Genomic DNA, 12,306 nt, shown 5'->3' on the forward strand with positions numbered 1-12,306 from the left:
ATTTATCTACTGATTAATAGACCGTCTTCTCTGTCTCTGGATCAAAGAAGTGCGCTTTATTGAGGTCAAAGCCTAGGTCAATACCTGCACCAGTTTCTAGGTAATCCCGTGAATCTACACGCGCTACAAACTCACTAGAACCAACTTGGCAGTAGAGATGAGACTCTGCTCCCAGCAATTCTGAAACAGAAATCTTAGCATGCACAACTGAATTCGGGAAAGTTTCCAAGAAAGCAGCTTCTGCATTAACATCCTCTGGACGAATACCGAAGATCAGCTCCTTGCCCTCGTAACCTTTCTCCCGCAGAACCTTGAGAGCTCCTTCTGGAACTGTCAAGCGCAGCCCTTCTGCGACAATCTCAGTCCCTTCAAGTTTAACTGGGATGAAGTTCATAGCTGGGCTACCAATGAAGCCGGCAACGAACTTATTAACTGGGTTGTTATAGACTTCCTGAGGTGTACCAATCTGCTCCACTCGACCAATCGTTCCAGTTCCAGCAGGATTCTTGGTCGCTGACATGATAACGATACGATCCGCCAAGGTCATAGCTTCAGTCTGGTCGTGGGTAACATAAATAGTTGTTGCACCGATACGGCGGTGAATTTTAGCAATCTCTGCCCGCATAGAAACACGCAGCTTAGCATCCAAGTTAGACAGAGGCTCATCCATAAGGAAAACCTTTGCATCCCGAACGATTGCGCGTCCCATAGCTACCCGCTGACGCTGACCACCAGACAAATCAGCTGGCTTGCGCTGCAAGAATTCCTTCAAGCCTAGGATTTCTGCTGCTTCGTTGACCCGTTTGTCAATATCTTCCTTGCTGTACTTGCGCAACTTGAGACCAAAGGCCATGTTGTCGTAGACAGTCATGTGTGGATAAAGGGCATAGTTCTGGAAGACCATGGCGATATCACGGTCTTTTGGTGCCACATCATTGACCACTGTACCGTCAATAGAGGCAGTTCCTTCTGTAATATCCTCCAAGCCTGCAATCATACGCAGCGTAGTTGATTTTCCGCAACCAGACGGACCGACAAAAACGATAAATTCCTTGTCCTTGATATCTAGATTGAAGTCTTCCACTGAATAGTGATCGCTGTTGGGATATTTTTTATAGATATTTTTCAGATTTAATTCGACCATAATAAGCCCCTTCTTTTGATTAAAAATATTTTCTTTTAAGCTCTCGTTTGCAAAGCGCTTTCACATTGTCCATTATATCGTTTTTTTTTAACTTTTTCAAGCACTTTTAGTAAAACGTTTGCATAATTTTTAAAATTTTCTCCATCAAAAAAGAGGCCACTGGGCCTCTTTAAAACTTATTCTTCTTTTTTTCTACTACGGAATGACAATCCAGCTGCGCCTAAAGCGCTGATAAGTCCTGCAACTGTGAAAAGAGCATTAGAAGCTTGACCCGTATGCGGCAAGACTGACGCACCACTCTTACTTTCCTTGTTTTTAAGCTGAGCTGGCTGGGTGACCTTAGCTGATGAAGACTGCTCTTGTACTGATTTGATCCCATCAACTGCTGGCAAAATACCGCTAGTTACTTGGTAAGCAGGTAAAGCATCAGCTACTGCCGCGTCAGCAGCATTGACACCGCCGGTAAATTCCGGAAGAGCCGCCATTTGAGGAGCGCTGTCTGGATGTGCACTCCTGACTGATGGCTGAACGCCAGCATCATAGGCGTTATTTTCTGCCATGGTTGGCTCAGAATCATTGACGCCTCCTGTAAATTCAGGCCGTGTTACTGTTGCTCCTTCTGAATCATTTACATTGCCACTAAATTCTGGTTGTACTGAAGACTGCGGAGCTGTATCGGGATGAGTTCCAACTTCATGGCTGGACAAATCATATTCCGACGCCGTTGCCGTTGCTGGCTCAGAGTCGCTGACGCCTCCACTAAATTCAGGCCGTGTTGCTGTTGGTGCTTCTGAATCATTTACATTGCCACTGAATTCTGGTTGTACTGAAGACTGCGGAGCTGTATCGGGATGAGTTCCAACTTCATGGCTAGACAAATCATATTCCGACGCCGTTGCTGTTGCTGGCTCAGAGTCGCTGACGCCTCCACTAAATTCTTGCCTAGCTTCCTGTGGTGAATCACTTGGAATAGAAGAAGCTGTCTCAACTTTAGCAGCATTCTTGACAATCGCTTCTAGATTTTCAAGAGCTTTTGTCTGCTCAGCAGCGATCTGTTCCTGCAGCTTCTCTGCTTTTTCTGCACTGTCTACACTATCGTCTAGCTGTGCAATCGCATCTGTCACCGTCTTTAATACTGCTCGAATCTTTTCTTTAGCTTGCTTTTTATCGAGCTCTGAAAGTGTTTGATGATGTTCAATTGCTTCAATCTGTTTGTCGACTTCTTCTTCAAGCTCATCTAAAACCAAGTCTTTGCCAACTGGATGAATCGTATCCAAGCTAGCAATTCCAGCTTCCTCAATTCTCTCCAGTTCCTCTTCGGTATCAGCCTTTTCAAGCGCTCTTTTCGCATCTGCTAAAGTTGCTTCCGCTTCAGCTTTTGCCGTAGCCTGTTCTGCCTCTGACAGATTCGGGTTGCTCCGTAAGTCTGCTAGCTTATTAGACAGAGCAAGATCTAGTTTCAGTCCAGTCGTAACTTTTAGCAAACTTTGCTTTTCTGCCGCTACCTGTCCTTGAATTTTTTCAGCATCATCAGGACTTTCAACCCAAGCATTATAAGCTGCAATTGCTTTTTGAGCTATGGCTGCTGCATCTTCAATTTTCTTTTTAGCTGCAGTTTTTTCTTCAGCAGAAATACTTTGGCTCTTCTCAACAGCCTCGATAGTAGCTGTTTTTTCTTCCTGAATTTCTTTTAAAAACTGCTCTTTGCCAATAGGGTGAATCTTGGCTAAGTGGGCTACAGCTGTTTCTTTTGCCCGGTCATAGACTTCCTGAGAATCTGCTCCTTCAATAGCCTTCTTGGCTGCTTCCACCACCTGCTCTATCTCGCCTCTAACCGCTTTCTTTTCTGCTTCTGAAAGATTAGGATTTGCTTCCAAGTCAGCTAACTTAGCTACTAGAGCGAAATCTACGGTTGAACTTGCTATAAATTTGAAAAACTTATCTTCCTCGGTTACTGCTTGCTCTTGAATCACTTCCGCCTGCTCTGCTGTTGCTGCATTAACATCTAATTTCTGGATTGCATCTTCTGCTTCTGCAGCCTTCTTTCTTGCAGACTCCTGGAAGCTTTTCTTTTGCTCCTCAGGCAATAAATCGCTACTATCTACAAGTTTGTCAAACTCTGCTTTCCCATTTTGGATTTCATCTAGAAGTAAATCTTTGCCGACTGGATTGATAGAGTTGATGTCTGCCAATCCATCTTCTTTGGCTTGATCAATCCTTTCTTTATCCTCAGCTGCGGCAATTTCATTCTGAGCCTTTGCCGCTGTTTGATTGACTTCGTCCTTAGCTGCTGCAAGCTCCTCATCTGACAAATTCGGATTATTCCCAAGATCTGTCATTTTCTCAGCCAGAAATGTGCCTACTTCCTTGTTAGCAGCCTCCCTGACTGTTGTCAAATCCTGATTTACTGGCGATGCAGCGACTGGAGTCTCTACTGCATTTGCCACTGGCTGCTCCTCATCAGCCGCCACTATACTGTGACCTAAAAACAGAGCACAAATAAGGACTGAACCAACACCTAAAACTGACTTCCGAATAGAATATCGCAAAACTTTTTCTGTTCTTTTCATTTTATTCTCCTCTGAACATATTTTATGATCCCGATCAGTAACCCTTAATAAAAAGTCCAGTCAAACCTCCCATAAATCTTTCAGATTAGGTAATCTTTAAACTACACTTTCTATTTGACTTCTGATAAGATTTTTTATTATTTTATCATATTAACTTGTTAAAACAAAAGGATTATCGGCTTGATTTATGTACATTTTTGTGAAATCGTCCAGTTTTCAAACAGACATGATGTCCAGAAATTAAACTAAAAATTTCCCCATTTAACAATGTGTAAACTTTTTTAGTAAAAATTCTGGGCTATTTTCTAGCTTATTTCAGACAGAAAAAGTAAAATAGTATAGGAGGGATAAAATTATGGCTCTTAATACACGAGATAGGATTTTAGATGCATTTTTTGAATTAGCAGATAAACAGCCAGACAGGTCGCGTTTTACCTTTACAGAAATCGCTAAAGAAGCCGGTTTGTCAAGACAAGCTATTTACAAACGACACTTTAATAACACTACTGAAATTATCGAATACATTCGCCAAGATATGGTAAAGCAAGCCTTTGCCCCCAACTGGAATAGCAACAATGCTGAAGCGGACTTAGATCCTTTCACTTTTTTGGCTCAAACGATTCTTCCCGCTATTTATGAGCAACGCCAACGCATTAAAATATTATATACTAGTTCTGTCGATCCCTTGTGGAGCGATTTTATTACTGCCAGTTACAAGGACTGGATCGAGCAGAATTTAAATCTTGACCACCAAAAATTAGGTATTCCTGAAGACCTGGCCAATCAACTGCTGGCCGGCTGGATTAGTTCTCTTATTGAGAATTGGATCACTCAGGATGACCCCGTTCCTTGCAAGCAGTTCTCTAAGACATTTCTCAACCTTGTATCTTCACCCCTAACCAGCTTTGCTGCCTATGATAGTCCAGCTGGTCCTTCAAATAAAATTGTTATCGCATAACCAACTAGAAGAAAAACAGAGAAATGACAGAACCGGTCCTTGTAAGGGAAGACTGGTTTTTTAATATTTTGATATTAAATTTTAAAAATAATTGGACATTTCATCTATAAAGTGTTATCATTTTAGTTGACAAGCGGTAAACTATTTCGTTGGAATTTGCTCTATTTTTAGACATACCAGCAAGAACTTAATATAAAAGAAGGAAGGTACTTATGCCCCAAGATACTCGAGACAAAGTCGTCAATGCCTTAATTGAGCTGGCAGAGCAAAATCCTGAAAAGTCTTATTTTACTTTTTCAGAGATTGCAAAACAAGCTGGTCTATCGCGCCAGGCCATCTATAAAAAGCATTTTAGCAATGTTGAAGACATTATCCAATACATCCGCCAGACAATTATGACTCCGTTTTTGCCCCTGTATGAAAGCTACGAAGAAGGAAGTGGAGAAAATCCGTTCTGTTTCTTTGCCCAACATATGATTCCTACCCTCTATGAACATAGGAAATGGATGAAGGTGCTCTACACTACAGCTATCGATCCTTTCTGGAGTGACTATCTATCTACCTTCTTCACTCAGTGGGTCGTGCAAAATTTAGAAATTGACTCTAAGAAATTGGAAATTCCAAAAGAAATGGCTACGGAAATTGTTGTTAGATGGATTAACTCCCTCATTGAAATTTGGATTATCAAAGAAGATCCTATGCCAGCAGAGGATTTCGCCAAGCTCTTCCTGAATGTGATTTCAACCCCTATGGATCAGTTTATAACACCTCACAGTGAATCCTAATTCAACTCAAAATTATGAAGCCCGCCTAATTTAGGCAGGCTTTTTTTGTCTGTAAAATTTCTTACTCTCCCAAAGAAAAGAGAGCAGATAGTCTTCTGCTCTCATCAATATATAAGCTATAAAATTAAACACCAAGCTTCATTTAATCTACTCGATAATAGAAGCTACCTTGTTCGTCAAAGCTATTCAGGCCAACCCCTGTCCAGATTCTGTCTTGACCAGCATCGGAGTTGTCTGTAAAGTTTTCCTTGTCTGCGACCTTAACTCCCTTAGGAAGAAACTCAATCAGAAAACCTCCGCTTTCTCCGCCGTAGACACCTCCAGCAGCAGTGCCATAGTCTGTTAGAGAAGCTCCATACAATTCATAACCACTTGAAACCAAGCCCTTGTCATCAAAAACAAGCTGGTTGCCAGAAGCATCCTGCCAGGTTCCTTTAACGCTGGCATAATTACCATTTGCAAGTGCTGAAATGTCCATCGCTTCTTTCTTTTCCTTAGTTTTTTCTGTGCTCGCACTCTCTGAGCTAGCGCTGCTAGCCGCTGAAGATGCTGCTGCAGTTGATTGATTGGATACCTGCCCCACAGAACTTGTTACTGAGCCAGTACTGCTAGTAGGCGTCTCTGATTGATTCGTAGCACTGCCGTTTGAACAAGCTGTCATAGCTAATAAAGCAGCTCCTGCTAGTAAAAAAGGTAAAGCTTTTTTCTTCATTTTTCTCCTCTTTCTCACGGTAAGATAAAACATGTGATTAGTAACATTATAGATTATTTTATCGCTTTTTACAAGAAGAAGTCTAGCAACTGGGCAGGCGCAAAACTACTGACTTTATTCATTCAGCTTCTGCCACATCCAGAACCCTGTAGATTGTTTTTGCCAGAGCTGCTTCATAATCTGATGCACCATAAGGCTTATCAGTCGTGACGTGGGCTGTCTGCTTTTCTAGGTCTACCGCCACATCTGACACTTCCTCCATAGATAGGAAGTGCTGGGTGATGTGTTTGGCACAATTTTGACAAGATAAGTTTTCTAATTGAACTGTTTGTTTCATAGATTCATTCCTCCGTATATTTCTTCATTTTAACATTTTAAAGCGTCCTAGACGCAGAGCATTGGCCACAACTGACACTGAGCTCAAGCTCATGGCTAGACCAGCCAGCATAGGATTGAGCAAGGGACCGCCGAAAAGATGCAATAGCCCCATAGCAATCGGGATGCCTAGTGTATTGTAGGCAAAAGCCCAGAAGAGATTTTCCTTAATATTGCGGATGGTCGCCTGACTGAGCTTGATAGCCTTGACTACATCCTGCAAATCACTATGCATGAGCACTACATCTGCCGACTCAATAGCTACATCAGCGCCTGATCCGATGGCAATTCCCACATCTGCCTGAACCAGAGCCGGTGCGTCATTGATACCGTCTCCGACCATAGCCAGTTTTTTCCCAGATTCCTGTAAGTTCTTGATAGCAGTGGCCTTACCATCTGGCAATACACCTGCGATGACTTTTTGGATTCCAGCTTTCTGGGCAATAGCTTTCGCTGTTTCTTCACGATCTCCTGTCAGCATGATGACTTTCAGCCCCATAGACTGGAGCTCCTGCACCGCCTTCAAGCTGCTGGATTTCATCTCATCTGCTACCGCTAAAATACCTACTAGCTGTCCATCTATTGCGACAAACATAGCTGTCTTCCCTTCTTGGGAAAGCTCCAACAACTGTTCTTGAAAGGCACTGCTGTCAATGTTCTTTTCTTTCATCAAGCTTTCATTTCCCACCAGAAGCTGTCTGCCCTCAACCTGAGCGGATAAGCCTCGTCCAACCATAGCCTCAAAATGACTGACAGGCAGTAAGTCAAGCCCCTCCTCTTCAGCTGCTGCCAAAATAGCCTGAGCCAAAGGGTGTTCAGAATGCTGCTCAGCACTAGCTATTAGCTTCAACAAGTCAGACCGATTCAAATCACCCAAGGATAGCAGATCTGTCAGACTAGGCTTACCAACCGTAATCGTCCCCGTCTTATCAAGAACAATAGTATCCAGCTGATAAGCCGCTTCCAACGCTTGACCAGACTTAATCAGAATTCCATTTTCAGCCCCTTTACCAGTCCCAACCATGATGGCTGTCGGAGTGGCTAGCCCCAGCGCACAAGGGCAGGCAATGACCAGAACCGCGATAAAGATTGACAGAGAAAAGCTAAGGCTCTCACCAGCTAGAAAATACCAGCACAGCGCAGATAAAGTGGCCAAGCTCAGCACGATTGGGACAAAATAAAGCGAAATCTTATCGGCTAAAGCCGCAATCGGTGCCTTAGACCCTTGCGCTTCCTCCACCAATCTAACAATCTGAGCTAAGGTCGTATCCGAACCCACCCTAGTTGCTTGGTAGTCAATACTACCATTTTGATTGATTGTTGCACTGGTAATGGTGTCGCCGACCTTCTTTTCAATCGGGACACTTTCTCCAGTCATCATGGACTCATCCACAAAGGTCTGCCCCTCAGTCACAAGGCCATCTACCGGCATACGCTCCCCTGGCTTGATACGGATAATGTCTCCAACTCGGATATCCTCCGTATCAATGGTTACAGCCTCACCATAACGAATCACTGTCGCCTGACTAGGCACTAGCTCAAGCAGAGACTGAATTGCCTGAGACGTTCTGCCCTTAGCAGAACTCTCCAGATATTTGCCCAGAAGAACCAAGGCAATAATCACTGCAACCGACTCAAAATAGAGTTGATGAACAAAGGCATGGTGGCCAAGAAAAACCTGACTGACCGAGTAGAGGCTGTAGAAAAATGCTGCGCTGGTTCCCACTGCAATCAGACTATCCATATTGGGATGTCGCTTGATAAGATTGCGAAATCCTCTCTGATAGAAGCCACGACCAATCCACACAGCAGGCAGAGTCAAAAGAAGTTGTGACAGAACGAAGACCAAGGGATGCGCCATATGATCCAAGAAGCTAGGCAGAGGAAGGCCGACCATACTGCCCATAGAGATATAAAGTAAGGGCAGAGCTGTGACCAAAAGAATCAGTAATTCTTGCTTTTTCCTTTCCAATTCCTTCACTTTCATTGCAGCCTCTTCGCTCACATCGGACGGTCGGTTTTTTCCTTTTTCTTCTGCCTGATAACCAGCCTCAGCTACAGCATCCAGCACTTGCTGGCTGTCAAATCCTGCCTTAGGAAGCAAACTGAGACGTTCTGTCGCCAGATTGACACTGACATCCTCAACCGTTTCTAAATCTTTGACCGCCATCTCCACTGTCATAGCACAAGATGCACAGGTCATTCCTGATAGCTTGTATTCTTTTTTCTCACTCATCGATGCGTCTCCTTTCCATGCCCGCACCGACACTGACCTTGCGGACAGTGGCATTTAATTTCCAGCGGAGCCGAAGCTCTTTTCTTATCAATGACTTGGCTGAGCCGATCCAAGTCCCCTTGACTGAACTGACTTCTCTCAATCATCGAAATCAAAAGATCTCCGTGTTTAGTATTACAGATATTGTCAAAAAGCGCCTGCCAAGTACTTTCCAGATGATCCGATTCTAAAATCCGAGCATCATAGTAAAACTTACCCTCTATTTTTTCCATAGCGATAAATTCTTTTGTCTTCAGACGATTCAAAAGTGTCTTGATGGTTGCCGGTTTCCAGGAAAAATCGGCTTCCAACCGCGCTATAATCTCTGTACTGCGACTGTGTGGATAGGACCATAGTACACGCATGACTTGCCATTCTGCTTGGCTAATATTTTGCTGTTCCATTGTTTAACACCCCTTATCATTTACATTTGTAATCCAACTCTTTATTAGTTTACATCTGTAATCGTAATTTGTCAAGTATTTTTATCATCATTTCCTGATATACAAAAAAGAAGGCGGGATAGTCCCGTCTTCTCAAGTGTGCCTATATTAATGCGCCAACATCTCTTGAGCAATTTCTTGACCTGTCAATTTACTTGGATAGTAGGTTGGCCAATTTTCCAGTTCATCAAAGAGTGCTTCCTGGCTTTCGCCGCCATAGAAGATATGGAAATGAGCCGCCTTAGTCGGTGCAATGTTGTGGTCGCTAAACTGAACATACTTGTACTCCCCAGCATCTGCATCTGTCGCTTCAAACATGAAGCGTACCCCTCGATTTCCCTTAGAGTAAGTCAGAGTGTGCTTGCCAACGTATTTATACGTATATTTCTTGGATTTTCCATCTACCACAAATTCCATAGTCTTGTCTGTGATATTGATATTGGAAACATCTGTCTTGTAGCCCTTGTCATAGTACTCCTTGTATTCAGCTGCCGTCATTTTTCCAGTCAGCTTAGCCTTGTAATCAAAGACTTGGTCCAAGGTCCCGTCCTTCAGATAAGGATAAACAGACTGCCACTCGCCAGCATAGTCAGACAAGATCCGATCCTTGACGGCACTGTCTTCAAAGTAGCCGTTTTGGACTGTCTTATCGTCTTCTTCTTTCTCGGCTGCAATCTCCGCTCCCTCTTGGTCAGTTGTCTTCTTGAGAGCCTTTAGATTGGACTGCATGATAGAAACATAGTCTGCCCCATCCTTGGTCTGCTCCTCGGTCAAGCTTTCCAGCGGATTCAAGACATCAAGCTCTACTCCTGTTTCCTTAGCTAATGTAGAAGCCAGAGCTTGAGAAGCATTCTCTTCAAAGTAGATATACTTGATATTATTTTTCTTAATGTACTCGGTCAATTCAGCCAAGCGTGAAGCGGATGGCTCACTGTCTGGTGAAAGTCCAGAAATTGGCACCTGCTTCAAGCCATAGTCCAATGCCAGATAGTTAAAGGCTGCGTGCTGAGTAACAAAGCTCTTTTGCTTGGCATTGGCCAACCCATCCTCATATTCCTTATCCAAGGCTTCCAGCTTCTTGATATAAGCCGCTGCATTTTTCTCAAAAGCAGCTTTCTTGTCAGGATAAGACTTGCTCAGGCTATCACGGATGTGCTCCACCATTTTAATAGCCCGCTTCGGAGATAACCAAACATGGGGATCATAGGCATGATGATGTCCCTCTTCGCCATGTTCATGGTCTTCTTCCTCTTCACCACCAGGCAGCAAGAGCATATCTCCTGTCGCCTTGATAACCGTTTCTTCCTTATTTTTCAAAGTTTTTAACAGTTCAGGAACCCAAGTCTCCATGTTTTCATTTTCATAGACAAAGGCATCTGCATCCTGAATAGTCGCAACTGCCTTAGCTGAAGGTTCATAATCATGCGGCTCTGTACCAGCCCCGATTAGAAGTTCAACATTAGCCTCATCTCCAGCCACCTGCTTGGTAAACTCATAAACAGGATAAAAAGTTGTGACAATATTGAGCTTGCCATCTGCATTTTTTTGATTGGAACAAGCTACTAAGAAAATACTCAGTAAACCTGCTAATAGTAAGCTAATTTTTTTCATTTTCTGCTCCTATTTCATAAATTTTTTGACCAGATTGACCAGCAAGAACAAGCTGACGAAGATAATCGTAATGCTAGCGCTAGCTGGCGTCTCTGCATAGTAAGAAATATAAAGTCCGGCTATCATACCAAAGAAACCAATGGCATTTGCCAGCAAAATGACCGACTTGAAATTTTTCCCAATCCGCAGGGCAATACTAGCTGGCAAGACCATGATGGTCGAAACAAGCAAGGCTCCCGCAGCTGGAATCATGAGGGCAATCGCAACACCCGTCACGATATTGAAGAGGATAGACATGGTCCGCACAGGCAGCCCATCCACAAAGGCCGTATCCTCATCAAAGGTCAAGATATACATGGGGCGAATGAAGAGGAAGGTCAAGACAAGCACCACAGCAGCAATGACAAAGAGAGAAATCACCTGCTCCCTACTGATAGTCACAATGGATCCAAATAGATACTGGTCCAGACTCATCGAGCTAGAACTCTTGCCCTTACTCATAACAATCAGGGAAATGGCTAAGCCAGTTGACATGAGAATGGCTGTCCCAATTTCCATGAAATTCTTATAGATTGTGCGCAGGTACTCTAAGAAGACTGCTGCGATAATGACGACAAGCACCGTTGTGAGGGTGGGCGATAGTCCAAGAACCAAACCAAAAGCTACACCTGCCAATGAAACGTGACTGAGCGTGTCACTCATGAGACTCTGCCTACGTAAAATCAGGAAGGTCCCCAGAATCGGTGAGAAGAGACTCATGGCAATAACTGCCAAGAAGGCTCGCTGCATAAAATCATAGGAAAATAGATTAAGCATGACTCACCTCCTGTCCATTGTCGCTTTCATGCACATTGAAACAGCGCCAAGGTGAGTCCTGATTACGGACCAGGTGGATGTTGCGATCAGCATATTTACGAACTTCTTCCGGATCGTGTGTAATCATCAAGACAGCTTTCCCATGCTTATGAGCACTATGGTGCATGAGCTTGTAAAATTCATCCTTGCTGCCTGCATCCATCCCTGTTGTCGGCTCATCAAGGACAAAAATATCCGGATCCGAAGCAAACATCCGAGCAATCACAGCCCTCTGCTTTTGCCCGCCAGAGAGAGAACCAATCCGCTTATCCCGATGTTCCCACATTCCAACCGACTCCAGACTTACCTTGATATGCTCCTCATCATGCTCATTCAAACGGCGAAACCAACCCTTGCGCGGATAACGTCCCGACTTGACAAACTCATACACCGTACTAGGAAAACCAGCATTAAAACTAGCAATCTGCTGAGGAAGGTAGGCAATCCGCAATTTCTTGCCTCGCACATTAGTCTTGGAAATCTTCACTTCCCCATGCTTAGGCTGCAAAATACCCAAACTAGCCTTGATAAGCGTCGTCTTAGCAGCTCCATTTTCCCCCGTCAAAGTTACAAACTCA

11 protein-coding genes (1 of these 11 running past the window's edge) are annotated in these 12,306 nt (G+C 43.8%); 2 read left to right on the forward strand and 9 right to left on the reverse strand.

The window, feature by feature from the left end; genetic code table 11:
* Positions 1-13: 13 nt before the first annotated feature.
* The gene (locus tag J1C81_RS11080; protein ID WP_004189699.1) at positions 14-1,144 is read right to left on the reverse strand and encodes an ABC transporter ATP-binding protein; all 1,131 of its coding nucleotides are present in this window, start codon (positions 1,142-1,144) and stop codon (positions 14-16) included.
* Positions 1,145-1,320: 176 nt separating this feature from the next.
* On the reverse strand, positions 1,321-3,714 hold the full coding sequence (locus J1C81_RS11085) for an SIALI-17 repeat-containing surface protein (protein ID WP_004189700.1): 2,394 nt from the start codon (positions 3,712-3,714) through the stop codon (positions 1,321-1,323).
* A 355-nt stretch (positions 3,715-4,069) separates the two neighbouring features.
* Here J1C81_RS11085 and J1C81_RS11090 point away from each other — a divergent pair, with 355 nt between their 5' ends.
* Positions 4,070-4,672 carry a TetR/AcrR family transcriptional regulator gene (locus J1C81_RS11090; protein WP_002896831.1) on the forward strand — a complete coding sequence of 201 codons (603 nt, stop codon included), beginning with the start codon at positions 4,070-4,072 and terminating at the stop codon, positions 4,670-4,672.
* Positions 4,673-4,884: 212 nt separating this feature from the next.
* Positions 4,885-5,457 (forward strand): TetR/AcrR family transcriptional regulator, encoded by a 573-nt coding sequence (locus tag J1C81_RS11095; protein WP_004189702.1) that lies wholly within the window; start codon positions 4,885-4,887, stop codon positions 5,455-5,457.
* A gap of 142 nt (positions 5,458-5,599) precedes the next feature.
* On the opposite strand, the gene J1C81_RS11100 is transcribed toward J1C81_RS11095, so the two are convergent.
* The 7 genes from J1C81_RS11100 to J1C81_RS11130 all read right to left on the reverse strand — a co-directional run.
* Positions 5,600-6,202, reverse strand: a complete 603-nt coding sequence (locus tag J1C81_RS11100; protein ID WP_004189703.1) for a DUF6287 domain-containing protein — start codon at positions 6,200-6,202, stop codon at positions 5,600-5,602.
* An 85-nt stretch (positions 6,203-6,287) separates the two neighbouring features.
* A complete protein-coding gene (locus tag J1C81_RS11105; protein WP_004189705.1) occupies positions 6,288-6,506 on the reverse strand; it encodes a heavy-metal-associated domain-containing protein in 219 nt (72 codons plus the stop codon).
* A 24-nt stretch (positions 6,507-6,530) separates the two neighbouring features.
* Positions 6,531-8,780: a heavy metal translocating P-type ATPase gene (locus J1C81_RS11110; protein WP_004189706.1), complete on the reverse strand. Its 2,250-nt coding sequence runs from the start codon at positions 8,778-8,780 to the stop codon at positions 6,531-6,533.
* Entirely contained in the window at positions 8,777-9,223 is a 447-nt protein-coding gene (locus J1C81_RS11115; RefSeq protein ID WP_004189708.1) for a CopY/TcrY family copper transport repressor, read from the reverse strand. The genes J1C81_RS11110 and J1C81_RS11115 overlap by 4 nt, the downstream gene beginning before the upstream one ends.
* A gap of 147 nt (positions 9,224-9,370) precedes the next feature.
* Positions 9,371-10,873: a zinc ABC transporter substrate-binding protein AdcA gene (locus tag J1C81_RS11120; protein WP_004189711.1), complete on the reverse strand. Its 1,503-nt coding sequence runs from the start codon at positions 10,871-10,873 to the stop codon at positions 9,371-9,373.
* 9 nt (positions 10,874-10,882) lie between these two features.
* Positions 10,883-11,689: a metal ABC transporter permease gene (locus J1C81_RS11125; RefSeq protein ID WP_004189713.1), complete on the reverse strand. Its 807-nt coding sequence runs from the start codon at positions 11,687-11,689 to the stop codon at positions 10,883-10,885.
* On the reverse strand, positions 11,682-12,306 hold the 3' portion of the coding sequence (locus tag J1C81_RS11130) for a metal ABC transporter ATP-binding protein (protein WP_004189716.1). 86 nt of this gene lie beyond the right edge of the window; only the last 625 of its 711 coding nucleotides appear in the window; the start codon falls outside the window, past its right edge; the stop codon is at positions 11,682-11,684. The genes J1C81_RS11125 and J1C81_RS11130 overlap by 8 nt, the downstream gene beginning before the upstream one ends.

It is taken from the genome of Streptococcus sanguinis (assembly GCF_050225395.1).
GTDB lineage: Bacteria > Bacillota > Bacilli > Lactobacillales > Streptococcaceae > Streptococcus.

Excerpts from the sequence above, each read along its gene's own strand:
- J1C81_RS11080 (WP_004189699.1), bottom strand. The coding sequence starts at position 1,144 with ATGGTCGAATTAAATCTGAAAAATATCTATAAAAAATATCCCAACAGC.
- J1C81_RS11085 (WP_004189700.1), bottom strand. The coding sequence starts at position 3,714 with ATGAAAAGAACAGAAAAAGTTTTGCGATATTCTATTCGGAAGTCAGTT.
- J1C81_RS11090 (WP_002896831.1), top strand. The coding sequence starts at position 4,070 with ATGGCTCTTAATACACGAGATAGGATTTTAGATGCATTTTTTGAATTA.
- J1C81_RS11095 (WP_004189702.1), top strand. The coding sequence starts at position 4,885 with ATGCCCCAAGATACTCGAGACAAAGTCGTCAATGCCTTAATTGAGCTG.
- J1C81_RS11100 (WP_004189703.1), bottom strand. The coding sequence starts at position 6,202 with ATGTTTTATCTTACCGTGAGAAAGAGGAGAAAAATGAAGAAAAAAGCT.
- J1C81_RS11105 (WP_004189705.1), bottom strand. The coding sequence starts at position 6,506 with ATGAAACAAACAGTTCAATTAGAAAACTTATCTTGTCAAAATTGTGCC.
- J1C81_RS11110 (WP_004189706.1), bottom strand. The coding sequence starts at position 8,780 with ATGAGTGAGAAAAAAGAATACAAGCTATCAGGAATGACCTGTGCATCT.
- J1C81_RS11115 (WP_004189708.1), bottom strand. The coding sequence starts at position 9,223 with ATGGAACAGCAAAATATTAGCCAAGCAGAATGGCAAGTCATGCGTGTA.
- J1C81_RS11120 (WP_004189711.1), bottom strand. The coding sequence starts at position 10,873 with ATGAAAAAAATTAGCTTACTATTAGCAGGTTTACTGAGTATTTTCTTA.
- J1C81_RS11125 (WP_004189713.1), bottom strand. The coding sequence starts at position 11,689 with ATGCTTAATCTATTTTCCTATGATTTTATGCAGCGAGCCTTCTTGGCA.